At 68.5% G+C, this 24951-nt stretch carries 24 protein-coding genes; 19 read left to right on the forward strand and 5 right to left on the reverse strand.

All coding sequences use genetic code 11. The features are described 5' to 3' along the window. Window positions 1–6 precede the first annotated feature (6 nt). Window positions 7–1380, forward strand: coding sequence for a phosphoglucosamine mutase (glmM, locus tag CAM01S_RS06300; RefSeq protein ID WP_066517863.1), 1374 nt, complete (start codon window positions 7–9; stop codon window positions 1378–1380). Here glmM and coaA read toward each other — a convergent pair. Then, window positions 1377–2324 carry a type I pantothenate kinase gene (gene coaA / locus CAM01S_RS06305; protein WP_066517866.1) on the reverse strand — a complete coding sequence of 316 codons (948 nt, stop codon included), beginning with the start codon at window positions 2322–2324 and terminating at the stop codon, window positions 1377–1379. The genes glmM and coaA overlap by 4 nt on opposite strands. A gap of 80 nt (window positions 2325–2404) precedes the next feature. Continuing rightward, entirely contained in the window at window positions 2405–2887 is a 483-nt protein-coding gene (locus tag CAM01S_RS06310) for a glutathione peroxidase (RefSeq protein ID WP_066517868.1), read from the reverse strand. Between the two features lie 95 nt (window positions 2888–2982). Here CAM01S_RS06310 and glmS point away from each other — a divergent pair, with 95 nt between their 5' ends. The 9 genes from glmS to CAM01S_RS15200 all read left to right on the forward strand — a co-directional run bounded on the left by glmS (window position 2983) and on the right by CAM01S_RS15200 (window position 11305). Beyond that, complete coding sequence (gene glmS, locus CAM01S_RS06315) at window positions 2983–4830, forward strand: glutamine--fructose-6-phosphate transaminase (isomerizing) (RefSeq protein ID WP_066517870.1); 1848 nt, start codon at window positions 2983–2985, stop codon at window positions 4828–4830. 5 nt (window positions 4831–4835) lie between these two features. Next, window positions 4836–5210: a holo-ACP synthase gene (locus CAM01S_RS06320; protein WP_066517874.1), complete on the forward strand. Its 375-nt coding sequence runs from the start codon at window positions 4836–4838 to the stop codon at window positions 5208–5210. Then, window positions 5207–6310 (forward strand): alanine racemase, encoded by a 1104-nt coding sequence (gene alr, locus CAM01S_RS06325; protein ID WP_066517877.1) that lies wholly within the window; start codon window positions 5207–5209, stop codon window positions 6308–6310. Before CAM01S_RS06320 ends, alr (CAM01S_RS06325) begins: the two co-directional genes overlap by 4 nt. Further along, complete coding sequence (gene alr / locus CAM01S_RS06330) at window positions 6307–7470, forward strand: alanine racemase (protein ID WP_066517879.1); 1164 nt, start codon at window positions 6307–6309, stop codon at window positions 7468–7470. The genes alr (CAM01S_RS06325) and alr (CAM01S_RS06330) overlap by 4 nt, the downstream gene beginning before the upstream one ends. Further along, on the forward strand, window positions 7467–8030 hold the full coding sequence (gene tsaE, locus CAM01S_RS06335) for a tRNA (adenosine(37)-N6)-threonylcarbamoyltransferase complex ATPase subunit type 1 TsaE (protein ID WP_306306284.1): 564 nt from the start codon (window positions 7467–7469) through the stop codon (window positions 8028–8030). The genes alr (CAM01S_RS06330) and tsaE overlap by 4 nt, the downstream gene beginning before the upstream one ends. Before the next feature lie 56 nt (window positions 8031–8086). Next, window positions 8087–8749: a tRNA (adenosine(37)-N6)-threonylcarbamoyltransferase complex dimerization subunit type 1 TsaB gene (tsaB, locus tag CAM01S_RS06340; protein WP_066517881.1), complete on the forward strand. Its 663-nt coding sequence runs from the start codon at window positions 8087–8089 to the stop codon at window positions 8747–8749. Continuing rightward, window positions 8746–9246, forward strand: a complete 501-nt coding sequence (rimI, locus tag CAM01S_RS06345) for a ribosomal protein S18-alanine N-acetyltransferase (protein ID WP_066517884.1) — start codon at window positions 8746–8748, stop codon at window positions 9244–9246. The genes tsaB and rimI overlap by 4 nt, the downstream gene beginning before the upstream one ends. Next, window positions 9233–10288 carry a tRNA (adenosine(37)-N6)-threonylcarbamoyltransferase complex transferase subunit TsaD gene (gene tsaD, locus CAM01S_RS06350; protein ID WP_066517889.1) on the forward strand — a complete coding sequence of 352 codons (1056 nt, stop codon included), beginning with the start codon at window positions 9233–9235 and terminating at the stop codon, window positions 10286–10288. The genes rimI and tsaD overlap by 14 nt, the downstream gene beginning before the upstream one ends. Before the next feature lie 138 nt (window positions 10289–10426). Then, a complete protein-coding gene (locus CAM01S_RS15200; RefSeq protein ID WP_066517891.1) occupies window positions 10427–11305 on the forward strand; it encodes a DUF4190 domain-containing protein in 879 nt (292 codons plus the stop codon). A 127-nt stretch (window positions 11306–11432) separates the two neighbouring features. Here CAM01S_RS15200 and CAM01S_RS06360 read toward each other — a convergent pair whose 3' ends face one another. Next, window positions 11433–12647 (reverse strand): class I SAM-dependent methyltransferase, encoded by a 1215-nt coding sequence (locus CAM01S_RS06360; protein WP_066517893.1) that lies wholly within the window; start codon window positions 12645–12647, stop codon window positions 11433–11435. 179 nt (window positions 12648–12826) lie between these two features. Between CAM01S_RS06360 and groES the strand changes: the two genes are divergently transcribed. Both groES and rarD read left to right on the forward strand, forming a co-directional pair. Then, the gene (groES, locus tag CAM01S_RS06365; RefSeq protein WP_066517895.1) at window positions 12827–13123 is read left to right on the forward strand and encodes a co-chaperone GroES; all 297 of its coding nucleotides are present in this window, start codon (window positions 12827–12829) and stop codon (window positions 13121–13123) included. Window positions 13124–13298: 175 nt separating this feature from the next. Further along, window positions 13299–14285 (forward strand): EamA family transporter RarD, encoded by a 987-nt coding sequence (rarD, locus tag CAM01S_RS06370; RefSeq protein ID WP_066517901.1) that lies wholly within the window; start codon window positions 13299–13301, stop codon window positions 14283–14285. Between the two features lie 66 nt (window positions 14286–14351). On the opposite strand, the gene guaB is transcribed toward rarD, so the two are convergent. Further along, on the reverse strand, window positions 14352–15854 hold the full coding sequence (gene guaB / locus CAM01S_RS06375; protein WP_066517905.1) for an IMP dehydrogenase: 1503 nt from the start codon (window positions 15852–15854) through the stop codon (window positions 14352–14354). Between the two features lie 166 nt (window positions 15855–16020). Between guaB and CAM01S_RS06380 the strand changes: the two genes are divergently transcribed. The 7 genes from CAM01S_RS06380 (at window position 16021) to guaA (ending at window position 23985) form a co-directional block, all read left to right on the forward strand. After that, window positions 16021–17142 carry a GuaB3 family IMP dehydrogenase-related protein gene (locus CAM01S_RS06380; protein ID WP_066517907.1) on the forward strand — a complete coding sequence of 374 codons (1122 nt, stop codon included), beginning with the start codon at window positions 16021–16023 and terminating at the stop codon, window positions 17140–17142. 39 nt (window positions 17143–17181) lie between these two features. Next, the gene (locus CAM01S_RS06385) at window positions 17182–19008 is read left to right on the forward strand and encodes a glycerol-3-phosphate dehydrogenase/oxidase (RefSeq protein WP_066518681.1); all 1827 of its coding nucleotides are present in this window, start codon (window positions 17182–17184) and stop codon (window positions 19006–19008) included. A 62-nt stretch (window positions 19009–19070) separates the two neighbouring features. Next, the gene (locus CAM01S_RS06390) at window positions 19071–19601 is read left to right on the forward strand and encodes a cation:proton antiporter regulatory subunit (RefSeq protein WP_066517912.1); all 531 of its coding nucleotides are present in this window, start codon (window positions 19071–19073) and stop codon (window positions 19599–19601) included. Between the two features lie 2 nt (window positions 19602–19603). Next, window positions 19604–21031 (forward strand): cation:proton antiporter, encoded by a 1428-nt coding sequence (locus tag CAM01S_RS06395; protein WP_066517915.1) that lies wholly within the window; start codon window positions 19604–19606, stop codon window positions 21029–21031. Window positions 21032–21075: 44 nt separating this feature from the next. Beyond that, window positions 21076–21924, forward strand: coding sequence for an SURF1 family protein (locus CAM01S_RS06400; protein WP_169795847.1), 849 nt, complete (start codon window positions 21076–21078; stop codon window positions 21922–21924). Window positions 21925–21934: 10 nt separating this feature from the next. Continuing rightward, window positions 21935–22396, forward strand: coding sequence for a DUF3817 domain-containing protein (locus tag CAM01S_RS06405; protein ID WP_066517927.1), 462 nt, complete (start codon window positions 21935–21937; stop codon window positions 22394–22396). Next, window positions 22393–23985 (forward strand): glutamine-hydrolyzing GMP synthase, encoded by a 1593-nt coding sequence (gene guaA / locus CAM01S_RS06410; RefSeq protein ID WP_066517934.1) that lies wholly within the window; start codon window positions 22393–22395, stop codon window positions 23983–23985. The genes CAM01S_RS06405 and guaA overlap by 4 nt, the downstream gene beginning before the upstream one ends. Window positions 23986–24089: 104 nt before the next feature. On the opposite strand, the gene CAM01S_RS06415 is transcribed toward guaA, so the two are convergent. Continuing rightward, on the reverse strand, window positions 24090–24938 hold the full coding sequence (locus tag CAM01S_RS06415) for a Bax inhibitor-1/YccA family protein (RefSeq protein WP_066517937.1): 849 nt from the start codon (window positions 24936–24938) through the stop codon (window positions 24090–24092). Window positions 24939–24951: the final 13 nt, after the last annotated feature.

A 24951-nucleotide genomic window follows, 5' to 3' on the forward strand; every position in this document is an offset into this window, starting at 1 on the left:
CACCTCATGCCGCGTCTGTTCGGAACCGACGGCGTCCGTGGTCTCGCGAATGGCGAGTTGACGGCCGCGCTCGCACTGGGTCTTGCCCAGGCGAGCGCGGCCGTTCTCACCCGCGGACACTACGCCGAGACCCGCCGTGCCGCGGGTCGTTCACGGCCCCTCGCCGTCCTCGCCCGCGACCCTCGCGTGTCCGGCGAGTTCCTCGGGTCGGCGGTCGCCGCAGGCCTTGCCAGTGCTGGAGTGGACGTGCTGGACGCGGGAGTGATCCCGACGCCGGCGGCGGCGTTCCTCGTCGCGGACATCGACGCCGATTTCGGCGTCATGGTGTCGGCATCGCACAATCCGGCGCCGGACAACGGGATCAAGTTCTTCGCAGCCGGGGGCCGCAAGCTGCCCGACGAGGTCGAGGACCGCATCGAAGCGGCCATGCACGACTCGACGATTCCCATGCCGGTCGGCGCTGACGTCGGCCGGATCAGCCGCTTCGCGGACGCCGAGGATCGCTACATCGTCCACCTGCTCGGTACCCTCCCGCACCGACTCGATGGACTGCACGTGGTGCTCGACTGCGCCAACGGCGCGGCCGCTGCCGTCTCGCCTGAGGTGTTCGTCAACGCGGGCGCCAAGGTGACGCTGATCGGCGCGGACCCCGACGGCATCAACATCAACGACGGCGTCGGGTCGACGCACATCGACAACCTCGCGCGAGCCGTGCTCGAGTACGGGGCCGATGTCGGCATCGCGCACGATGGCGACGCGGATCGGTGCCTCGCCGTCGATGCCGCTGGCACCCCGGTCGACGGCGACCAGATCATGGCGATCCTCGCGCTCTCGCTGCACGAGCGCGGGCGGCTCGCCGCGAACACGCTCGTCGCGACCGTCATGTCGAATCTCGGTCTCCGCCGAGCCATGTCCGACGCGGGAATCACGCTGCTCGAGACGGCGGTCGGCGACCGCTACGTGCTCGAGAAAATGCTCGAGGGCGGGTTCACCCTCGGCGGCGAGCAGTCCGGACACATCATTTTCAACGAGTTCGCGACCACCGGCGACGGGATCCTCACCGGTCTGCACCTCGTCGCGGAGATGGCCCGGACCGGCAAGACGCTCGCCGAATTGTCGTCGTGCATGACGGTCTTCCCGCAGGTGCTCACGAACGTTCGCGGTGTCGACCGGCACGGCCTCGCAGACGAGGGTGTGCAGGCCGCCGTGGCGGAGGCGACCGCAGAACTGGGTGACTCGGGGCGGGTGCTGCTGCGACCCTCCGGAACCGAGCCTGTCGTGCGCGTCATGGTCGAAGCCGCCAGCCAGGCTGATGCGGAGCGCATCGCCGAGCGGCTCGCCGCGGTCGTCCAGGACCGACTCGCGCTCGACGCCGCCTAGATCTTCCGAAGCAGGATCGACGCGACCTTGTGGTCGGCGGCCTTCCGCAGCACGAGCGTGGCACGGGACCGCGTCGGCAGGACGTTCTCCACGAGGTTCGGTTCGTTGATCGCGCGCCAGACTTCCGTCGCCGTGCGGACGGCGTCCTCGCGGGAGAGCGTCGCGAACCGGTGGAAGAAGGAGTCCGGATCGCTGAACGCGGCCTCCTGCAACGCGAGGAAGCGATCGACGTACCAGCTCTCGATGTCGCGGGTCTTCGCGTCCACGTAGATCGTGAAGTCGAACAGATCGGACAGCGCCAGGCCGCTGTTGATCGGCGGCGCGAGGACGGTCAAGCCCTCCACGATGAGAATGTCCGGCTGCCGGACCACGATCTCCGCACCAGGGACGATGTCGTACCGCAAGTGGGAGTAGAAGGGCGCGCGCACCTGCGCCGCGCCGCTCTTCACCTGGCTCACGAATCGGAGGAGTGACCGCCGGTCGTACGATTCGGGGAACCCCTTCCGGTCCATCAGGCCGCGACGCTCGAGCTCCGCGTTCGGGTACAGAAACCCGTCCGTCGTGACGAGCTCGACGCGCGGCGTCTCCGGCCAGCGCTTCGTCAGCTCGCGCAGCAGCCGCGCGACGGTCGACTTCCCGACCGCCACCGACCCGGCGACGCCGATCACGAACGGCGTCGTCGCTCCGGCCCCGTCACCGAGGAAACTGCTCGTCGCAGCGTGCAACTTGCGCGCCCCGAGCGCGTACAGGTTCAGGAGGCGCGACAGCGGCAGATAGACGGCCTGCACCTCCGCCATGTCGAGGCGATCGCCGAGACCCCGCAACTGCACGATCTCGGCTTCGGTCAGACTGAGCTGCTCCTTCGGCGCCAGCGCCGCCCACTGATCGCGGCTGATTTCGACGAACGGCGTCGGATGCGCGACAGTCTCCGTGGCGTTGGGCATGCCATCGAGCGTAGACGGCGGGGAATCAGGGCGGTGACCGGAGCCTGGGGAGGCGTGGCGCGCCTCCCGCCCGATGCTGGTCAGCGGGGGAGCGCGGCTTCGATCGCCTCGATGACCTGCGGGTCGTCGGGCTTCGTCGTCGGGCGGAATCGGCGCACTGTGCCGTCTGGTGCGATGAGGAACTTCTCGAAGTTCCACATGATCCGCCCGGCCTTGCCGGAGTCGTCCGGCGCCTTCGTGAGCTCCTGATAGAGCGGGTGGGCGTGCTTGCCGTTGACCCGCACTTTCTCGGACATGGGAAACGTCACCCCCCACGTGGTTGAGCAGTATTCGGAGATCGCCTCAGCGGAGCCGAGCTCCTGCAGGAACTGGTTGCTCGGAAATCCGAGGACGGTGAACCCTCGATCCGCGTACTGCCGCTGCAGCGCCTCGAGTTGCTCGTACTGGGGTGCCAGACCGCAGCGGGAGGCGACGTTCACGACGAGGACCGCCTTGTCGGCGAACTGCCCGAACGTCGTGTGCTCACCCTGTAGCGTCGTGATCGCAATGTCCTCATAGGCCATGATCTGACGCTAGCGCCGCAAGCTCGGAGGGCGCCGCACCGCACTTGTCCCCATCGAATGCCGGAGGCTCGTCAACTCCCCGTAGGATCGTCGCCATGTGTGGCATCGTCGGCTATGTCGGAAGCGCTCGCAGCACGGAGGTGCTGCTCGGCGGTCTCCGTCGTCTTGAGTACCGGGGATACGACTCCGCGGGCATCGCGGTCATCGACGCGGACGGTGCGCTGTCGAGCGCGAAGAAGGCAGGCAAGCTCCAGGTGCTCGCAGACGAGCTCGCGGAGCATCCGATCGCGGATGGGCCGACCGGGATCGGGCACACGCGCTGGGCGACCCACGGCGGCCCGACCGACGGCAATGCGCACCCGCATCTCGCGGACGGCGGCCGACTCGCGCTCATCCACAACGGCATCATCGAGAACTTCGCCCCGCTGAAGGCCGAGCTGCTCGCCGAGGGTGTCGAGTTCACGAGCGAGACCGATTCGGAGGTCGCCGCGCATCTCGTCGCGCGCGAGTTCCGCCAGACCCATGACCTCACGGAGGCGATGCGTCGCACGGTCGCGCTGCTCGAGGGTGCGTTCACGCTGCTCGCGGTGCACGCCGACCAGCCCGGTGTTGTCGTCGGAGCGCGCCGCAACTCGCCGCTGGTCGTCGGACTCGGCGACGGCGAGAACTTCCTCGGCTCGGACGTCGCCGCGTTCGTCTCGTACACGCAGCGCGCGCTCGCGATCGGTCAGGATCAGATCGTCACGATCCGTCCCGACTCGGTGTCCGTCATCGACTTCGACGGCAACCCGGCCGACGCCTCCGAGTTCGAGGTGAACTGGGACGCATCCGCCGCCGAGAAGGGCGGCTGGTCATCCTTCATGGCGAAGGAGATCAGCGAAGAGCCCGAGGCGGTCCAGAAGACGCTCCTCGGCCGCGTCCACGACGGCGCGATCACCCTGCACGACCTCGAGCCGATCGCCGACCGCCTGCAGCAGGTGGACCGCGTGATCGTGATCGCCTGCGGGACCGCCGCCTACGCGGGTCTCCTCGGGAAGTACGCGATCGAGCAGTGGGCTCGCGTTCCGGTCGAGGTGGAGCTCGCACACGAGTTCCGCTACCGCGATCCGGTGCTCGACGGCCGGACGCTCGTCGTGTCGATCAGCCAGTCCGGCGAGACGATGGACACGCTGATGGCGGTGAAGTACGCACGGGAGCACGGCGCTCAGGTGCTGTCGATCTGCAACACGCAGGGCGCCACGATTCCGCGCGAGTCCGACGCCGTGATCTACACGCACGCCGGACCAGAGGTCGCCGTCGCGTCGACGAAAGCGTTCCTCGCGCAGGGAGTCGCGCTGTACCTGCTCGGCCTGCACCTCGCCACGCTCCGCGGGACCCTGTCGAGCGAGGAGATCGCCGCGCAGGTCGCGGAGCTCGAGGCGCTCCCGCCGAAACTGCAGCAGACCATCGACGACGCGGCGGACGTGACGACACTCGCCCGCTGGATGGCCGACACCCGCAGCGTGCTATTCCTCGGCAGGCACGTCGGATACCCGATCGCGCTGGAAGGCGCGCTCAAGCTCAAAGAGCTCGCCTACATCCACGCCGAGGGCTTCGCGGCCGGTGAGTTGAAGCACGGGCCGATCGCGCTCATCGAACCGGGGCAGATCGTGTTCGTGATCGTGCCGAGCCCGCGCGACCCGCGATCGCTGCACCCCAAGGTGGTCTCGAACATCCAAGAGATCCGCGCCCGGGGCGCCAGGGTCATCGCGATCGCCGAGGAAGGCGACGCCGCGGTGCTGCCGTTCGCCGACGAAGTCCTCCGCATTCCGCTCGCGAGCCCGCTCATCGAGCCGCTGCTCGCCGTCGCACCGCTGCACATGTTCGCGATGGAACTCGCCACCGCCAAGGGGCTCGACGTCGACCAGCCCCGCAACCTGGCGAAGTCGGTCACGGTCGAGTAGTCCCGGTGATCATCGGCATCGGCGTGGACGTCGTCGATCTCGCGCGGTTCGCCGGGGTGCTCGACCGCACACCGGCGCTGCGGTCGCGCCTGTTCACGCCCGCGGAGCTGCTCCGCGACGGCGAGCCGCGCCCGGCGGCCTCCCTCGCCGCGCGGTTCGCTGCGAAGGAGGCCCTCATCAAAGCCTTCGGGTCGAGCGCGGGACTGAGCTGGCAGGAGCTCGAGGTCGTCGCCGACGACCAGCGCAACCCGTCCCTCACGCTGCATGCAGGCGCTCAGCGCGTCGCCGCCGACCGCGGCGTGACCGCCGTCCACCTCTCGCTCTCGCACGACGGCCCCGTCGCCACCGCATTCGTCATCATCGAAGGGGTCGCCGCATGAGCGCCTTCACGGGCATCACCGTCGACCGGGAGGCGCTCATCGCCAACTATGCGACGGTCGCCTCCGTCGTCGCTCCCGCCGGCGTTATCGCCGTCGTCAAGGCCGACGCGTACGGCCACGGAGCGCTCGAGTGCGCGCAGGCGTTCGTCGACGCCGGCGCCGAGTGGCTCGGAGTCGCCGACATCGACGAGGCGCTTGCCCTCCGCGCTGGTGGCATCGGCGACGACGTGCGGATCCTCGCCTGGCTGCATGCGCCGGACGAGGACTTCCGCCGCGCTGCGGCAGCGGACATCACCCCGGCAGTCTCGTCCGTCGAACAACTCGCCACCGCGGTCGACGCGGAGGTTCCGCGCGTGCACCTGGTCGTGGACACCGGGTTGAGCCGCAACGGCGCGGTCGAGTCCGAATGGCCGGAACTGTTCGCCCTCGCCGGATCCCTCGCCGCCTCCGGCGCCCGCACGCGCATCGAAGGCGTGATGTCGCATCTGTCGAACGCGTCCGAGCCCGACGACGCCGCGCAGGGGGCCGCGCTGGAACGGGCGCTCGCGGGCCTCGCCACGGTCGGTGTGGTCCCGGACGTGGTCCATCTCGCGGCAAGCGCGGCCGCGCTGAGCCTCCCGAGCCTGCGGCATGACCTCGTGCGGACGGGTATCGCGCTCTACGGCCTCAGCCCAGTGCCGGGGCGCACGTCCGCGGAGCTCGGATTGCGCCCGGCCATGACGGTGACGGCGAGCGTGCTCCGGCTCATCCCGGTGCGCGCGGGGGAGGGCGTCTCCTACGGGTACACGCATCGCGCCGAGCGGGACACGACGCTCGCGATCGTCGGCCTCGGCTACGCGGACGGCTTCGACCGGGCGTTCGGGAACCGGGTGGACGTCGCCATCGGTGGGCGGCGGTTCCCCGTCGTCGGGCGTGTCGCCATGAACGCGATGCACATCGACGTCGGAGATGCCCCGGTGGCCGTCGGCGATGAGGTCGTGCTGTGGGGTGACCCCGCGACCGGCGTGCCCGCCGTCGAGGAATGGGCCGCCGCGATCGGAACGATCAACTACGAGATCGTCGCCCGGCTCGGTCGTGGCGTGCCGAGGAGGATGTCGTGAACGCACCGCTCCGGCAGGCAGTGATCGACCTCGACGCGTATCGCGCGAACATCGACCTCGTCCGCGAATGGATGGATCCGGTCGAGGTGATGGCGGTCGTCAAGGCCGACTCATACGGTCACGGACTCGAGCCGGTCGCGCTCGCCGCCGTCGATGCCGGTATCGGGTGGCTCGGCGTGCTGACCGTGGGCAACGCGTTGCGGCTCCGGTCGATCGGGGTCGGCGACGAGGTCCGGCTCTTCGCCTGGCAGCACGACCCGGATCTCGACTTCCGCGACGCCGTCGATTCGGGCGTCGACCTCGGGGTCTCCGGACTCGACGAGCTCGAACGGATCGCCGCTGCGGTGGACCAGCGGATCGCCCGCGTGCATCTGGGCGTGGACACGGGCCTCCACCGCGACGGCGTCGCGCTCGACGCGTGGCCGGCGCTCGCGCGGCGGGCGCGCGAACTGGTCGACGCAGGACTGGTCGAGGTCGTCGCCGCCTACACGCACCTTGCCGAGACATCTGACGATGAGGATGCGGCGGCGGTTGATCGCTATCGGGGAGCGCTGCAGGTCGCTGACGAACTCGGACTGCCCATCCCAATTCGGCACGCGGCGGCCAGCCTGCCCGCCCTGACGCGGCCCGAGTTCCGATTCGACATGGTCCGCATGGGCTCCAATCTGCTCGGCATGCCGGGCGCGCCTGGTGTGTCGGCGTCCGACCTCGGGCTGACCCCGGTCATGACGCTCCGCGGCTCTGTCGCGAAGGTGAAGCGGGTCGCGGCCGGCACCGGCGTCTCGTACGACTACACGTTCCGCGCCGATCGGGAAACCACCCTCGCGCTGATCCCGATCGGCTACGCGGATGCGGTACCGCGCTCAGCGCAAGGGCGGATCGCGATCGCAATCGACGGCCAGCGGTACCCCATCGTCGGTCGCGTCGCGATGGATCAGTTCCTCGTCGACGTCGGCGACGACGATGTCCGCGTCGGCGACACAGCAACGCTCTTCGGCACGGGCGAGGACGGCGAACTCACGGTGCTGGAGTGGGGGCAGGCGCTCGACGTCATTCCGGAGGAGATCACCTGCCGGATCGGTGGACGGGTGCCGCGTGTGTACGAGGGCCACGCCGTCGACGGGCGCGTTTCTGCATACCTCCGCGGGGAACCGCAGTGAACGAACAAGAACCCGTCGCCCCGGTCGTTCTCTTTGACGGCCGCGTGGACACCGTCGATGCGATGGGTGCGCTGGGTGCTCGCATCGCTAATGCGGTGGATGCGGGTGACCTGATCGTGCTCACCGGCCCGCTCGGCGCCGGGAAGACGACGCTCACCCGCGGACTCGGTGCCGCCCTCGGCGCTCGGGGCCAGATCGCGAGCCCGACGTTCGTGCTCGCGCGGACCCATCCGACCGCGTCGGGCGTGGACCTCGTGCATGTCGACGCATACCGCCTCAGCGACCCGGTGGAGCTCGACGATCTCGACCTCGACTGGGACGCGTCCGTCGTCGTGGTCGAGTGGGGTCGCGGCATGGTGGATGCGATCGCAGACTCGTACCTTGACGTGGAGATCGAGCGTTCGATCGGAAGCGGCGACGTGGGTATCGTGCCGAGTCCAGTGCCAGGTGCCGAGCTCAGCGACGCGACCGGCCCGAACGACCCCGACGACGTTCCTGACGAACCCCGGCGTGTGGTGATCGTCGGACACGGCCCGCGCTGGGCAGCGCGCACGCTCTGACGCATACCGCACCGCGCACGCTCTGACGCGCACCGCACCGCGCCTACGATGGTCTGGTGCTGCTCGCGATCGACACGTCCGCCGGAACCTCCGTCGCGGTCGTCGATCCGGTCGGACCCACGGTCCGCGCGCTGCGTGCCACGTCCGACACGCGTCGGCACGCGGAGGCGATCGGGCCATTCATCGCGGAGGCGTTGGTTGCGGCAGCGGTGTCATCGACGGACATCACAGCGGTCGTCGCCGGGATGGGCCCCGGCCCGTTCACCGGCCTGCGGGTCGGCATCGTCGCCGCGAGGACGTTCGCATCCGCTCGGGGGATCCCGCTGCTCCCGGTGGTGAGCCACGACGCTGCCGCAGCCCAGATCGTCGCCGCGAAGGCACCGGACGCGGTTGGGGCGAGCTCGTCTGCGGACGAGTTCGTCGTCCTCACCGACGCCCGACGTCGGGAGCAGTACTGGTCCGCGTATCGGGGCGGAGCCTCCGGTGTGTTCGAGCGGGTCGCCGGTCCCGGACTCGCGAAGCCAACGGACCTCGACACGGCGCTCGGACCGTTCGCGGCGGCGCCGCGGACCCTGATCGACGCGATCGACGCCGGATGGCTGGGCGTGCTCGCCGCAGAGCGGCTCTCGTCCGGCGCCGCGTTCGCACCCGACAGCCCGCTGTACCTGCGCGACCCAGACGTCACGATGCCGGGTGCGCCGAAGCGAGTCGCGTCGTGACCTGGCGGCTGCGAAACGCGGTGCCCGCGGATCTGGACGACATCATGTGGCTGGAGCGCGCCTCCTTTCCGACGGATGCGTGGTCGTCCGCGCAGATGGCAGCGGAACTGCATTCGCCGTACGGGTTCTACGTGATCGCCGAGCAGGTCGACGACGAGACCGTACCCACCGTCATCGGGTACGCGGGGATTGCGTCGCTCCCTGCAGACACCGTTGCCGACGTGCAGACCATCGCGGTCGACGCCGCGCGGCGGGGCTCCGGCATCGGTCGTGCGCTCTTCCAAGCGCTCCTCGACGAGGCACGCCGACGTGCGGTGCGCGAGGTGTTCCTCGAGGTGCGTGCCGACAATCCCGTCGCCCAGCACATGTACGAGCGATTCGGGTTCGAGGCGATCGCGACGCGCCCCCGCTACTACCAGCCGGACGGCGTCGACGCGATCGTCATGCGGCGGACCACGCCGACTGCCGAGGAGGAATCGTCCGATGGCCACCGCTGAACCGCTCGTTCTCGGGATCGAGACGAGCTGCGACGAGACCGGTGTCGGCATCGTTCGCGGACGATCCCTGCTCGCGAACGTGATCGCGTCGAGCATGGAGGAGCATGCGCGGTTCGGCGGCGTCGTCCCGGAGGTCGCCGCGCGTGCCCATCTGGAGGCGCTCACCCCGACCCTGCAGGAAGCGCTGCGGATCGCAGACGTCCGGTTGGAGGATCTCGACGCGATCGCCGTGACCGCGGGGCCTGGCCTCGCCGGTGCGCTGATGGTGGGTGTCGGGGCCGCGAAGGCATTGTCCGTCGCGACGGGAGCCCCGCTCTACGGCGTGAACCACTTGGTCGGCCACGTCGGTGCCGACGTCCTCCGTGCCGACGGGTCCGACATCGCGTTGCCGACGGTCGCGCTGCTCGTGTCGGGCGGTCACACGTCGTTGCTTCTGGTGCGCGACCTCGTCGACGACGTCGAGCTTCTCGGTGAGACGATCGACGATGCGGCGGGGGAGGCATTCGACAAGGTCGCGCGCCTCATCGGTCTCCCGTATCCAGGCGGGCCGCAGATCGACCGAGCCGCCGCGTCCGGTGATTCGGCAGCGATTCGCTTTCCGCGCGGGCTGACGCTTCCGAAGGACATGGCGGCGCACCGCTACGACTTCTCGTTCTCGGGTCTGAAGACCGCCGTCGCCCGGTGGGTCGAGCGCGCCGCCGACGAGGGGCAGCCGATCCCCACGGCGGACGTTGCAGCGAGCTTCCGCGAAGCGGTCGTCGACGTTCTGATCCGCAAGGCGCTCGCCGCCTGCGCCGACACCGGTGTACCGCGGCTCCTGCTCGGCGGCGGCGTCGTCGCGAACGCGCGGTTGCGCGCTGTTGCGGAGGAGCGATGCGCCGAGGCAGGCGTCGCCCTCCGGATACCCCCGCTCGACCTGTGCACCGATAACGGGGCGATGATCGCAGCGATCGGGGCTCGGCTGGTCGCGGCAGGCCGCGCACCGAGCGACCTGGCGTTCGCGGCGGACTCGACCCTGCCCGTGACGACCGTCCAGGTCTGACGCGCCTCGGCCCCCGGTGGTGCTTGTTGCCGGTCGGCCCGGAGCGCGGGCTGGAAGCGTTCCAAGACCTCACGCCGACATGGCATGATTCGACCGGGAGGCCCGTCCCACCTTCCCGACACCGCGCAAGGAGGCCCCGTGACCGAGCAGCAGGAATCAGCAGCTGAGGACGATCCGACGACGCCGAGCGAGGGCGGCGCCGAGCAGGCGAATCCATCGGCTTCGGCTTCGGCGCCGGCGCCGGGAGAGTCGGCGGATGCGGAATCGCGAGCGCCGTCGCCCTACGGTGATGCATGGAGCGGGACCGTTCCTGGCCGGGCATCGGCAGACGCCCGGCCTACCCGGCAGCCAACGGATGGTGCGCGAGCCGCATACGGATCGCCGCCGCCCGGACAGCCGGGCGTCTCCCAGCAGCCCACCGGCCCCGGCCAGGCCACCGGCCCTGACCAGCGAGCCGGGTACGGTCAGCAGGCCGGATTCGGTCAGGCCGCCGGGTATGGCCAGGCCAGCGCGTACGGCCAGCAGGGCAGGGTCGGCTACCCCTCCGCCGCCGGCCAGCCGGGAGTTTCCGGCCAATACGGCGCACCGTCGGGGTATGCCGCGCCGCAATACGGTTCGCCGTCCGGGTACCCGGGTGGCCAGTACCCCGCACCGTCCGGCTACGCCGGGCAGTATGGCTCGCCCGCTGGCTATGGCGCGAGTCCCTACGGCACGTCATCTCCCTACGCGGGTTCTGGTCCCTATCGGGCAGCGCCGTGGAATCTCATGTCGATCCTGTCGATCGTCTTCGCGTTCGTGTTCGCGCCGGTCGGGGTCGTGCTCGGCCACATCGCGCTCACGCAGATCCGCCGCACCGGTGAACAGGGTCGTGTGCTCGCGATCATCGGTCTCGTGGTCGGGTATCTGGCGGTGCTCTGGACGATCTTCATCATTGCGATGTTCATCGTCCTCGCCGCGTCGCACTCGACCTTCTCAACCGGCGGGAGCCCGAACGCGCTGTTCGGTCTCCCACACTGAGCGCGCACGACAGCCCGGTCAGGCCCTAGGCACTGATCGGGCCGCTCGATGCCGATCGGACCGCTGATTGCCGATTTAACCGCTGCAGGCCGATCTGACTGCTGCATGCCGCTCAGACCGCTGCACTCTAATCACGTCGCGGAGACTCGTCGCGCAGGCGCTCACACAGGATGGCGACGTGGCGGCCGTCGATCCGTGTCGCGATGAGCGTCGCGGAACGGACACCACCGTTCAGCCGCAGGCGTTTGCGGAATACCGCCGGATCGATGTCGACGCCGCGCTTCTTGATCTCGAGGCGTCCGATGCCGTCGGCGCTCAGCCTGCGGCTCAGTTGTTTCACGTCGAGCGGGAGGACGTCGAGGACGCGGAACGGGGTGGCGAACGGCGTGGACACCAGACGATCGCTTGTGAAGTACGCGATGTCCGCCGACAGCATCCGGCCGTCGAGCTCACGGACGACATCGCCGATAAGCCGCGCCCGGATGACTGCGCCGTCGGGTTCGTAGAGGTAGGCGCTGAGCGGCCCGGTGTCGGCGTCTGGAGCATCGGCCGGACCGGTCCGTTCTGCAACCCCATGCGTGCCGATGACGAGTGCGCTGCGGCGAATCGCAGGGCGCGCGAGCGGGCCGAACCAGAGCGCAAGCTCGACGACCTCGCGGTCGACGCTGACCCACTGCGCCTCCGCCGTGTCGGGGATGAGATCGCGATCGATCCCGGGCCCCAGCTTCACGCCCGTTGGGCGCACTGTCGCCGCTGCGAACACCGTATCGAGCGACGGCGACCAGTCCTCGGGATCCCATTGACGGCGCGTGTTCGCATGGCCGGAAGTGCGTCGCGCCGGATCGAGCCAAACGGCATCGACCGACTCGAGATCGAACGACACGGCATCACCCAACCGCACCGTCGCGCGGGGCCACGGGGCCAGATTGTGCGTTGCCACCGCTGCCGTCACCTCGTCCCGGTCGACGGCAATCACGTCTCGGTCGAGCGCAGCGAAGGCCATGGCGTCACCGCCGATGCCGCACCCGAGGTCCGCGATCCGCGTCAGACCCGCGTGCTCGAAACGGCCAGCGTGGTGCGCTGCGACCTGGAGGCGCGTCGCCTGCTCAAGGCCGGCCTCCGTGAAGAGCATGCGGGTGGCGAAGGCGCCGAACTTGTCGCGCCCGCGTTGGCGGAGGCGGGCTTGCGTGAGCACCGCCGCCACCAGCTGCGGGTCGTGGCCTTCGCGCCGCAGTCGACTGACGACGCGCACGATCTCGCCCGGGTCGCCGATCGCCGGAGTCCGGTCGAGCAGCGCCATGCCGCCTGGGGTGAGCAGCGCTGCGAGTTCGCCTGCGTTCATGCAGCGATCCTCCCAGGTCATTCTGGACCGGCGGACCGTCTCCCCGGCCGGTGGTGAGAGGGCTGCATCCACAGGTTGGCACTCGGATTGACCGAGTGCCAACAACCCCCTACAGTTGGACCTGGCACTCTCCCTCGCGAAGTGCCAACCGGTCAGCAACCGACAAAAGAGAGGTCACCGTGGCTGTCAGCATTAAGCCGCTCGAAGATCGCATCGTCATCCGTCAGGTCGAGGCGGAGCAGACCACTGCCTCCGGTCTGGTCATCCCGGACACCGCCAAGGAGAAGCCCCAGGAGGGCGAGGTCGTGGCCGTCGGGCCGGGTCGCATCGACGACAACGGCAACCGCGTGCCGCTCGACGTGGCCGTCGGCGACAAGGTCATTTACTCCAAGTACGGCGGAACCGAGGTCAAGATCGAAGGCGACGACCTGCTCGTCCTCTCCGCGCGCGACGTCCTGGCGGTCGTCGTCCGCTAAGCACCCTTTCGCACAACGACCCCGGATGGCGCCCGCAGCCGTCCGGGGTCGTTGTCGTATGCCGGTGCTGGCACCACGCGCTCGTGCCGCCCTCTGTCTGACGGCTGCGCATTCCCAACCGCCCGCAAACGCATGGGCCACCGCTGGCACCTCCACGCTTCCGTAGGATCAGGGCATGTCGAGCTTCCGCAATACGTCCGCGCTCGGCTCAAGGAGCCGACCGGAGCGCTCCGAGACGTCGGTTGGCATCGGTCAGGCCATCGGCGCCTACGGGCTCTGGGGAGCGCTTCCGCTGCTCTTCGCTGCGATGGCGCCCGCGGGACCCTTTGAGATCGTGGCGTGGCGGATCGTATTCGCGCTTGGCTTCTGCATTGTTGTCATCGGCGCGGGACGAACCTGGCCGCGCATTCGCGCCATCCTCGTTCGCCCAGACGTCCTCCGCACGCTGGGACTCGCGGCGTTCCTGATCGTCATCAACTGGACCGTCTACGTGTCCGCAACGACGTCGGGACGCACTGTGGAGGCGGCACTCGGCTATTTCATCAACCCGCTCGTGACCATCGCGCTCGGCGTGATCGTCCTCCGCGAGCGGCTCCGGCCGGCGCAGTGGGTCGCGGTCGCGCTCAGCGCTGTGGCGGTCATCGTCATCGCGGTCGGGTACGGGCAGCCGCCGATCATCGCGCTGACCCTCGCGTTCTCGTTCGGCCTCTATGGACTCGTCAAGAAGCGGGTCGGTGCCGCAGTCGACGCGCTGAGCGGGCTGACGATCGAGACCGCATGGCTCGTGCCGTTCGCGGTCGCCGCACTCGTCGTGTTCGGCGTCACCGGGTTCGACGGCGGAGTGACGTTCGGAGCGCTCGGTGTCTGGCACGCGCTGCTGCTCGTGCTCGGCGGACCGGTCACCGCGGTTCCGCTGCTCCTGTTCGCGTCGTCGGCACGCCGACTGCCGCTCTCGCTGATCGGGCTCTGCCAGTACCTCACCCCGGTGCTGCAGTTCATCGTCGGCGTTTGGCTCCAGCACGAGGCGATGTCGCCGGCCCGCTGGTTCGGATTCGCGATCGTCTGGTTGGCGCTCGTGGTCCTGACCGTCGACGCATTTCGGGCAAGCAGGACGAGCGCTGGCGCTTCCCGCTCAGCTGCGGCGCCAGCACCGGTCGACTGACGTACGAGACCGCCGCTCACGGGCGCCGATGCGGCCGCGAAGCGGTGGGCAGCCTCTTCGGTGGTCCTAACCGCGGTAGTTCGGCGCCTCGACGACCATCTGAATGTCGTGCGGATGCGACTCCTTCAGACCCGCCGGCGTGATCCGAACGAATTTTCCGCGCGCCTTGAGCTCCGGCACCGTGCGTCCACCGACGTAGAACATTGACTGTCGAAGGCCGCCGACCAGCTGGTACACGACGCCGCTCAGCGCTCCGCGGTAGGGCACCTGGCCTTCGATGCCCTCGGGAATGAGCTTGTCGTCCGACGGCACGTCAGCCTGGAAGTAGCGGTCCTTCGAGTACGAGGTCTTCTTGCCACGCGTCTGGAGCGCACCCAGGGAACCCATCCCGCGGTACGCCTTGAACTGCTTGCCGTTGACGAACACGAGATCCCCGGGAGACTCGTCGCACCCGGCGAGCAGCGAGCCGAGCATGACCGTGTCCGCGCCAGCCACGAGTGCCTTCGCGATGTCACCGGAGTACTGCAGGCCCCCGTCCGCGATGACCGGAACGCCGGCTTCGCGTGCGGCAAGGGAAGCCTCGTACACGGCGGTGACCTGTGGCACGCCAACGCCGGCGACGACGCGCGTCGTGCAGATCGATCCCGGTCCGACGCCGACCTTCACGGCGTCGACCCCGGCGTCGACGAGGGCCTGCGCGCCCTGCCTCGTCGCTACGTTCCCGCCGATCACGTCCACGCCCGCGAACGCCGGGTCGGCCTTGATGCGGCGGACCATGTCGAGCACGCCCTCGCTCTCGCCGTTCGCGGTATCGACGACGAGCACGTCCACGCCCGCGTCGAGCAGTGCGCCCGCACGCTGCCAGGCATCCCCGAAGAAGCCGATGGCAGCGCCGACGCGGAGTCGTCCGGCAGCATCCTTGGTCGCGTCGGGGTACTTCTCGCTCTTGTCGAAGTCCTTGACGGTGATGAGCCCCTTGAGCTTGCCGTCGCCGTCGACGAGCGGCAGCTTCTCGATCTTGTGCTGCGCGAAGATGGCGACCGCATCCTCCGGGTCGATGCCGACCGGAGCCGTGATGAGCGGCGCCTTCGTCATGACGTCACGGACGAGCGTGGTGTGGTGCTCGAACGGAGCGACGAAGCGCATGTCGCGGTTGGTGATGATGCCGACGAGCGTGCCGTCGCCCTCGACGACCGGCAGGCCGGACACACGGAACTGCCCGCAGAGCGCGTCGACCTCGGCGACGGTGGCATCGGCGGTCGTCGTCACCGGATTCGAGATCATGCCGGATTCGGACCGCTTGACCTTGTCGACCATGCTCGCCTGATCCGCGATCGAGAGATTGCGATGCAGGATCCCGAGGCCGCCCTGCCGAGCCATCGCGATCGCCATGCGCTCCTCGGTCACCGTGTCCATGGCAGCAGAGAGCAGCGGGACGTTGACGTCGATGCGCTTGGTCAGCCGGGTCGTCGTGGACGCCTCACTCGGGATGACGTCGGTGTGCCCAGGCAGCAGCATGACGTCGTCGTAGGTGAGTCCGATGAATCCGAACGGATCCGGCTGGTCCATGGGTCTCCTTCATGTCCGGGAGCAGGAGGGTGCGACACCGGGCACACGACGTCGGGTTCCGGATAGGAAATGGTAACGCGCAGGTGGGAGCGCGCTATTCCACGCGCGATTCCACAGGGCGCCGTCGCTCGTGTCGTCCAGACGGGGCCGCCGGTAGGCTGCACTGGTGAGCGAAGTCGAGATCGGGGCAGGCAAGCGCGGCCGCAGGGCGTACGCGTTCGACGACATCGCGGTCGTGCCGTCGCGGAGAACGCGCGATCCGCGCGACGTGTCGGTGCAGTGGACGATCGACGCGTTCACATTCGAGGCGCCGATCCTCGCGGCTCCGATGGACTCGGTGGTCTCACCGCAGACCGCCATCCAGTTGGGTCGACTCGGCATGCTCGGGGTCCTCGACCTCGAAGGTCTTTGGACGCGATACGAGGATCCGGAGCCCTATCTCACCGAGATTCGTGCGCTCACCGACGGCTCGGTCACCGCACGCATGCAAGAGATCTATGCCGAACCGATCAAGCCGGAGCTCATCTCGGCTCGGCTCGCGGAGATCCGCGCCGCAGGCGTCCCGGTGGCAGGTGCGCTCAGCCCGCAGCGGACACAGGAGTTCTCCCAGGTCGTCGTCGACGCCGGTGTCGACCTGTTCGTGATCCGCGGCACGACCGTCTCCGCAGAGCACGTCTCGCAGAACCAGGAGCCGCTGAACCTCAAAAAGTTCATTTACGAGCTCGACGTTCCCGTGATCGTCGGTGGCGCATCGACCTACACGGCCGCACTGCACCTGATGCGTACCGGCGCAGCCGGCGTGCTGGTCGGGTTCGGTGGCGGAGCGGCGTCGACCACACGTGCGGCACTCGGCATTCACGCGCCCATGGCGACCGCCGTCGCCGACGTTGCGGGCGCCCGGCGCGACTACATGGACGAGTCCGGCGGCCGATACGTGCACGTGATCGCCGACGGCGGCCTCGACACGTCAGGCGACATCGTGAAAGCGATCGCGACCGGCGCAGACGCCGTCATGCTCGGGACCGCGCTCGCGCGAGCCACCGAGGCGCCCGGTGGCGGCTACCACTGGGGCTCGGAGGCGCATCACCCGGAGCTCCCGCGCGGCCGCCGCGTCGATGTGGGCACGATCGCGCCGTTTGCGAACATCCTCGGCGGCCCGACGCCGACATCAGACGGCAGGGCGAACCTCGTGGGTGCGCTCCGACGTTCCATGGCGACCACTGGGTATTCCGACGTCAAGGAGTTCCAGCGAGTAGAAGTTGTCGTAGCGCCGTACCACCCGCACTGAGCGGCGACGCGTCCGGCGCCCCAAGCGACGGAGGCGATGATGGCGAAGACGACGAGTTCGACGACACTCGACACGACGACCGGCCTGAATCCGGCGCAGCGAGCCGCTGCGATCGCGACCATGCGCGACACGGAACTCGACATCCTGGTGATCGGCGGCGGCATCGTCGGTGCTGGTTCCGCGCTCGACGCGGTCACACGCGGGCTCACTGTCGGTGTCCTGGAGGCCCGTGACTGGGCCTCCGGAACCTCGAGCCGGTCCTCGAAACTGGTGCACGGCGGTATCCGCTACCTCGAGCAGCTGAACTTCGGCCTCGTGCGCGAGGCGCTCATCGAGCGGGGCCTGCTCTTGCAGCGCATCGCGCCGCATCTCGTGAAGCCGGTTCGATTCCTCTATCCGCTGAATCACCCGGTGTGGGAGCGCTTCTACATCGGGATCGGCATGGCGATGTACGACGCGTTCAGCTGGACGGGCGGCCGGCCTCCCGGCGTGCCGCATCACCGGCACCTGACCCGAACCCAGGTGCTCCGCGCCATGCCGAGCCTCGCCAAGGACGCGTTCGTCGGGGGGATGACGTACTACGACGCGCAGGTCGACGACGCGCGGTACGTCGCCTCGCTGGTGCGCACCGCCGTGAGCTACGGCGCGCTCGCAGCAAGTCGCGTCCGGGTCGAAGGCTTCGTCAAGGTCGGTGAGCGCGTCGTGGGCGTGCAGGCGCACGACATCCAGACGGACGAGCGCTTCGAGATCCGCGCGAAGCAGGTCGTCAATGCGACCGGGGTGTGGACCGACGACACGCAGGCGATGGTCGGCGAGCGCGGTCAGTTCCAGGTGCGGGCGTCGAAGGGCGTGCACCTGGTGATCCCGAAGGACCGCTTCCAGTCGACCATGGGGATGATCCTGCGCACCGAGAAAAGCGTGCTGTTCGTGATCCCGTGGGGTCGGCACTGGCTCGTCGGCACCACCGACACTGACTGGCACCTGGACAAGGCGCACCCAGCGGCCACTGCGGCAGACATCGACTACATCCTGGAGCACGTCAATCGGGTGCTGCGGGTGCCGCTGACGCGCGAAGACGTCGAGGGCGTGTATGCGGGACTCCGTCCGCTGCTCGCCGGTGAATCGGACCAGACCTCGAAGCTGAGCCGTGAGCACATCGTGGCGCACACGGTTCCCGGACTCGTGGTGGTCGCTGGCGGCAAATGGACGACCTATCGCGTGATGGCGAAGGACGCGATCGACGCCGCAGCGGACGCACTCGATGATCGCGTGGCACCGTCCGCGACCGACGAGATACCGCTTCTCGGTGCGGAGGGCTATCGCGCGGCCTGGAACAAGCGCGTCCGCACGGCGAAGCGGTACGGCATGCACCCGACCCGGATCGAGCATCTCCTGAACCGGTACGGCACCCTCGCCGACGAGGTCCTCGCGCTCGTCGAGCACAACCCCGCGCTGGCCGACGCGCTGCCGGGCGCGGACGACTACATCGGCGCCGAGGTCGTCTACGCAGCGTCGCACGAGGGAGCGCTTCACCTCGAGGACGTGCTCGCGCGGCGCACGCGGATCTCGATCGAAGCGTGGGATCGCGGCGAGAGCGCGGCTCCCGTCGCGGGCGCGCTCATGGCCGGTGTGCTCGGCTGGGATCGCGAGCAGACCGAGCATGAGGTGGGCAACTATCTCAAGCGTGTGGCGGCGGAGCGGGCCTCGCAGCTCGAACCGGACGACGCCTCCGCGGACCGCGTGCGACTCGAAGCGCCGGACATCGCGTTCGGATTCGAGGAAGACGACGTGAAGGCGCCGCCGAGCGATCATCGGACCGCGGCGGGCAGCCAGACCATCGGTGCGAAGACGACCGAACCCGAGTGAGGTTCGGAATGCCTGGCCGGCCCAGATCGTTACACTGTGCAGACTGAAAAGGGAGTCCATTCATGGTCGACGTTCATCGCGTCAAACTCCCCGGCGTCGGCGTACTGCACAGCTTCTACACCGACGACGGTGGGAAGTGCGGCGTCATCACTCACCGCTCCGGGCATTCGGATCTCATCTCGTTCGCAGACGTCTCCGACGGATCCGACCGTGCTGAGAAGGTCTCGCTCCGACTAAACGAGGACGAAGCACACACGCTCGCCGAACTCCTCGGAGGCACCCGCATCACGGAGGGTCTCTCCAAACTCGACGAGGTTCCCGGCCTCGCAATTGACTGGTTCAGCGTCGACTACGACGACGCCATCGCGGGGAAGCCGCTCGGCGATCTCACGCGATCCGGCGTCGTCGGAGTCACGGTGGTCGCCGTCGTTCGCGGCGATGCTGCGAACCCCGCTCCGTCGCCCGAGTTCACCGTGTTCCCCGGTGACACGCTGATCGTCGCGGGCTCGCCCGAGAAGGTCGCACGCGCGTTCTCGTTCTACCGCAGCGGTGCGCTCGCGTCGTCGGGCGTGGACGCTCCGCCCGGGGGCTGATCATGTCCCTGGGTGGTGAGTTGCTGACCATTGGCGGCCTGTTCCTCATCGCCTACGTGCTCGGGCGGCTGGGCAAACGGATCGGCCTCCCGGCAATTCCGATCTACATGCTCGTCGGGCTCATCGCGAGCCCCCACTCGACATGGATCGGGCTCAACATCGAGTCGCACACGATCGAACTGATCGCCACCTTCGGGCTGATTCTCTTGCTGTTCAACCTGGGGCTCGAGTTCGATCAGGAGGAGTTCTACGGCAACGCCGGCAAGCTGCTCATCTCGGGCGGTACCTATGTCGCGATCAACATGGGTGTCGGGTTCGTCTTCGGGTTCTCGCTCGGCTGGGGGACCCGGGAGGCGCTGATCGTCGCCGGCATGACGGCCACGTCGTCGAGCGCGATCGTCACGAAGCTTCTCATCGAGCTTCGCCGTCTGGCGAACGACGAGACCCCGATGATCCTCGGCGTCACCGTCATCGAGGACGTGTTCATCGCGATCTACCTCGCGATCGTGTCCGTTGTGCTGTCGGGCGACACGAACATCTGGGCCGTCGTCGGGAAATTGGCGCTCGCCTTCGGCTTCCTCGTCGTGATGTTCGCGCTGGCCCGGTGGGGCGGACGTCAGGTGTCCCGGATCTTCGCGACGCGCGACGACGAGCTCTTCACGATCTTGTTCTTCGGTCTCGCAGTGATGTTCGGCGGAATCGGTGAGCTGCTCGGCGTCACCGATGCGATCGGGGCGTTCGTCATCGGTCTGCTCTGCGGTGCGACGCGCTACCGCGACCGCATCGAACAGCTCGCGCTCCCGATGCGCGACGTCTTCGCCGCGTTCTTCTTCGTGAACTTCGGTCTGACACTGAACGTCGCGACGTTCGGGTCCGTGGTCTGGCCCGTCCTCGGCGCGATCCTCATGACGGTCGTGCTGAACGCAGTCGCCGGGCAGATCGTCGCCCGCATGAACGGGTTCAGCGTGCAGGCGGGCATCAACACCTCGGTGATCCTTGTGAACCGTGGCGAGTTCGCCTTGATCCTCGCGACCCTGTCGGCGGCAGCCGGTCTGGAGGCGCGGATCACCGCGTTCGCCGGCCTGTACGTGCTCGTCATGGCGGTGCTCGGACCGGTCCTCGCTGCAAATGCGGACAGGATCGGTGGGCTGGTTCGGCGCCCGCTCGACCGCCGCGCCGCTGCACGCGATGCCGCTGCCGCGGCGGCGCGTGCCGCGCGACGAGCCGAGCGCGACCGCGAGTTCGCGGAGGAGATCGCACTCGTGGAGGCGGCGGGCAGCGAAGCGCGCGAGAATAGACGATCTGAGGAGCCGGTGGCAGCCCGACGACGCGCAACCCAGCCACCGACCTCCCCGATGGTTATCGACTCGCCGGACACGGGCCTCCCGGACGGCCAGCGGGTCGAACGCGAGCGAGATCCGGAGTACTGACCGACATGTGGGCTGTGGCGCGGCGACCGAAATGGATCGCGTTATTGCTGCTTGCGCTCGCGCTCGCCGGCACCTTCGCGTTCCTGGGCCGGTGGCAGCTGCAACGCAGCATCGAGAACGGCAAGCCCGGTCCGGCAACCACGGAGACGCAGCATCGTCTGCAGGACATCACCCACCCACAGCAGCCGATGCCGTCGAAGCTCGATGGCCAGCGCGTCAGCGCGCGCGGGCATTTCGTCCCGGGCGACACTGTCGTGCTCACGGGCCGAAGCGGCGGAGGCACCTATCAGACCGTCGGCCGCTTCGTGCTCGACGCGAATGGCGCATCGCTCCCCGTCGTCATCGGCTATGCGGACTCGCGGGAGAAGGCGCTCGCCGGGGGCGAACGTGCGGCGAAAGGCACGACGATCACTGTCGTGGGGCGGTACTACCCGAGCGAGTCGCCCGATCAGGACGCGTTCGAGAAGGGGCAGTTCTCGGCCGTGTCCTCCGCGTTCCTCCCGAACGAATGGAAGGGCTTCAGCGGCGAGATCTACGGCGGGTACGTGGTCGCGACCGCACCGACCGCTGAACTCGCGGGGCTCGGGACGATCGCGGACCACAAGCCGGTTCGGACGGTACAACTCGACTGGCTGAACTTGTTCTACGCGGTCGAGTGGGTCGTGTTCGCCGGATTCGCGGTGTTCCTCTGGTGGCGGTTCGTCCGCGACGCCTATGAGCGCGAACAGGACGAGCTCGCGGAGGGAGCTGGGAGCGGCCGTGACGGTGGTGGTGCCGCGGATGGCGATGGCGGCGGCGGTGCCGCGGGTGGCGGTGCTGCCGATGGCGGGGCCGCCGCCGAGGAGCCGACGCTGCACGTTTCCGAAGGCGGAGCCCCCGCGGGGCGCCGGTAGACTGGATGATATGGCTCTGAGCGTCCGCACCCGTGATATCCCGAAGATTCCGGGCGCAGTCAATCTCTACCGGGTGTCCGCGTACATCACGGGTGTGATGCTGCTGCTGCTCGTCGCCGAGATGATTCTGAAGTACACGCCGATGCACGTGGAAATGGAGGTCGGCGGCTCTCGCGGCCTCTTCGTGCCCGAAGGCACGGCGGGCATTCACCCCGGCACCTTCAACCTGTCGATCGGCATCCTGATCGCCCACGGCTGGCTCTACGTGCTCTACCTGTTCGCGGACTTCCGCCTCTGGAGCATCATGCGCTGGAAGCCGCTCCGCTTCCTCCTGATCGCACTGGGGGGTGTGATCCCGTTCCTCTCGTTCTTCGTGGAGCACCACATGGCGAAGATCGCGCTGGCCACGTACCGCGAGCTGCAGGCCGAGCAGCGGGATGCTCCCGCCGTGCAGACGGGCGCGGCGCGGTGAGCGAGACCGCGCATCGTCCTGTCCTCGTCGTCGACTTCGGCGCGCAGTATGCGCAGCTGATCGCGCGCCGCGTCCGCGAGGCGAACGTGTATAGCGAGATCGTTCCGCACTCGATCACCGCGGCAGAGGTGCAGGCGAAGAACCCAGCAGCCATCGTCCTCTCTGGAGGCCCGTCCAGCGTCTACGAACCCGGCTCCCCTGCCCTCGACACCGGCATCCTCGAGCTGGGTATCCCCGTCCTCGGGATCTGCTACGGCTTCCAGGTCATGGCGCAGTCGCTCGGCGGAGAGGTTGCGAACACGGGGCTTCGCGAATACGGCGCGACCGATGTCGTCGTCGCCGGCGGCGGTGGAACGCTGCTCGCCGGTCAGCCCGAGGCCCAGACCACGTGGATGAGCCACGGGGATTCGGTGGCGACGGCCCCAGACGGCTTCGAGGTTCTCGCGTCGAGCGCGTCGACCCCCGTCGCGGCGTTCGCGTCGGATGAGCGCAAGCTCTACGGGGTGCAGTGGCATCCCGAAGTCAAGCACTCCACCTACGGCCAGGCGGTGCTCGAGAACTTCCTGCATCGCGCCGCCGGGCTGCCCGGCGATTGGAACCCGGGCAATGTGATCGCCGAGCAGGTGGAGCGGATCCGCGCGCAGGTCGGCGATGCCCGCGTCATCGCCGGGCTCTCCGGTGGCGTCGACTCCGCGGTCGCGGCCGCGCTCGTCCACCGGGCGGTCGGCGACCAGCTCACCTGCGTGTTCGTCGACCACGGCCTTCTTCGCGCCGATGAGCGGCGTCAGGTCGAGGAAGACTACGTCGCGTCCACCGGCGTCCGGCTTGTCACGGTCGATGCGGAGCAGCAGTTCCTCGATGCGCTCGCCGGCGTCAGCGACCCGGAGCAGAAGCGCAAGATCATCGGACGCGAGTTCATCCGCACCTTCGAGCAGGCCGCGGAGGCGCTTGTCCTCGAGGCCCGCGCCGAACAGGCGGCGCACGACGGTGCCGGCGAGGTCAAGTTCCTGGTTCAGGGCACGCTGTACCCGGACGTGGTGGAGTCCGGAGGGGGATCCGGCACGGCGAACATCAAGTCGCACCACAACGTCGGTGGTCTGCCGGAAGACATGACGTTCGAGCTCGTCGAACCGCTCCGAACGCTGTTCAAGGACGAGGTTCGTGCGATCGGTCGCGAGCTCGGCCTGCCTGAGGAGATCGTCGGGCGCCAGCCCTTCCCCGGCCCCGGACTGGGGATCCGGATCGTCGGCGAGGTGACGAAGGATCGACTGGATCTGCTCCGTCAGGCCGACAAGATCGTGCGCACGGAACTGACCGCGGCGGGTCTGGATGCTGAGATCTGGCAGTGCCCGGTGGTGCTGCTCGCGGACGTCCGATCGGTCGGCGTGCAGGGCGATGGGCGCACCTACGGCCACCCGATCGTGCTGCGACCCGTGTCCTCCGAGGACGCCATGACCGCCGATTGGACGCGTCTGCCGTTCGATGTGCTCGCGAAGATCTCAAACCGCATCACCAACGAGGTTCGTGAGGTGAACCGCGTCGTGCTCGATGTGACGTCGAAGCCGCCGGGCACGATCGAGTGGGAGTAGTCCTATGCAGAACGCCCCGGCTCGATTGCTCGAGCTGGGGCGTTCTGCATTGACTCGCTCGTCGGCCGGCGCCTTCTGGCGGACCGGTCGACGAGCGGCGGTCGTTAGTTGCGCTGGCTGCTGGCAAGAATCGCGAGGATGCGCAGAATCTCGAGGTAGAGCCAGACGAGTGTGACGACGAGCCCGAAGGCGGCGGTCCAGCCGTAGATGCGCGGGGCACCGCGCTCGACGCCGGTCTTGATCTGCTCGAAGTCGACGATGAGCGAGTACGCCGCCATCAGGACGACGAGGATGCCGATGGCCACGCCGAGCGGAATCCCGAAGATCGTCGTCGACAGGAGACCGAACGCTGAGTGCGTGACGCCGGTCCACATGAGGATCAGGTTGACGAGCGAGAACGCCATGTACCCGAACATGGCCACAAGGAAGAAGCGTGTGACGCGCGGGGTCGCCCGGACCTTCCCGAAGGAGAAGAGTGCGAGCGTGACGGCGAACACGCCGAGCGTGCCGAACACGGCCTGCGGCACGATCCCGCCGAACTGGGTGTTGTAGAGGGCGGAGATTCCGCCAACGAACAGACCTTCCATGCCCGCGTAGATGAGCACGAGCGTCGCGGAGGGCTTGCGCTTGAACGAATTGACGAGCGCCAGCACGAAGCCCGCGATCATGCCGACCCAGAGCAGGATCGGTGCATTCCAGCCGACGACTGCGCCGACGATGAGCACCCCGAACGTGATGACGGTCTTCACGATCGTGTCGTCGTACGACATGCGATCGGTCTGCATCGGCCCGGCGGCCGGCTGGTTGTAGAGGTACTGCAGCTGCTCAGCGCTCATGCCGGGCTGTGCATACCCGTTGGCGTAGCCGCTCTGAGATCTGCCGGGCGTGCCCCAGGCATTCCGGCCGGCCTCGTTGAAAGCGGGGGACTGGTCGAATCCAGGCTTGAAAGCCATCGTGTCCTCGTTG

It is taken from the genome of Curtobacterium ammoniigenes NBRC 101786, from assembly GCF_001571045.1.
GTDB lineage: Bacteria > Actinomycetota > Actinomycetes > Actinomycetales > Microbacteriaceae > Curtobacterium > Curtobacterium ammoniigenes.

What these genes read in the sequence shown, in the direction of transcription:
- glmM (WP_066517863.1), top strand. Translation starts at nt 7, where the DNA reads ATGCCGCGTCTGTTCGGAACCGACGGCGTCCGTGGTCTCGCGAATGGC.
- coaA (WP_066517866.1), bottom strand. Translation starts at nt 2,324, where the DNA reads ATGCCCAACGCCACGGAGACTGTCGCGCATCCGACGCCGTTCGTCGAA.
- CAM01S_RS06310 (WP_066517868.1), bottom strand. Translation starts at nt 2,887, where the DNA reads ATGGCCTATGAGGACATTGCGATCACGACGCTACAGGGTGAGCACACG.
- glmS (WP_066517870.1), top strand. Translation starts at nt 2,983, where the DNA reads ATGTGTGGCATCGTCGGCTATGTCGGAAGCGCTCGCAGCACGGAGGTG.
- alr (WP_066517877.1), top strand. Translation starts at nt 5,207, where the DNA reads ATGAGCGCCTTCACGGGCATCACCGTCGACCGGGAGGCGCTCATCGCC.
- tsaD (WP_066517889.1), top strand. Translation starts at nt 9,233, where the DNA reads ATGGCCACCGCTGAACCGCTCGTTCTCGGGATCGAGACGAGCTGCGAC.
- CAM01S_RS06360 (WP_066517893.1), bottom strand. Translation starts at nt 12,647, where the DNA reads ATGAACGCAGGCGAACTCGCAGCGCTGCTCACCCCAGGCGGCATGGCG.
- rarD (WP_066517901.1), top strand. Translation starts at nt 13,299, where the DNA reads ATGTCGAGCTTCCGCAATACGTCCGCGCTCGGCTCAAGGAGCCGACCG.
- guaB (WP_066517905.1), bottom strand. Translation starts at nt 15,854, where the DNA reads ATGGACCAGCCGGATCCGTTCGGATTCATCGGACTCACCTACGACGAC.
- CAM01S_RS06385 (WP_066518681.1), top strand. Translation starts at nt 17,182, where the DNA reads ATGGCGAAGACGACGAGTTCGACGACACTCGACACGACGACCGGCCTG.
- CAM01S_RS06390 (WP_066517912.1), top strand. Translation starts at nt 19,071, where the DNA reads ATGGTCGACGTTCATCGCGTCAAACTCCCCGGCGTCGGCGTACTGCAC.
- CAM01S_RS06395 (WP_066517915.1), top strand. Translation starts at nt 19,604, where the DNA reads ATGTCCCTGGGTGGTGAGTTGCTGACCATTGGCGGCCTGTTCCTCATC.
- CAM01S_RS06405 (WP_066517927.1), top strand. Translation starts at nt 21,935, where the DNA reads ATGGCTCTGAGCGTCCGCACCCGTGATATCCCGAAGATTCCGGGCGCA.
- CAM01S_RS06415 (WP_066517937.1), bottom strand. Translation starts at nt 24,938, where the DNA reads ATGGCTTTCAAGCCTGGATTCGACCAGTCCCCCGCTTTCAACGAGGCC.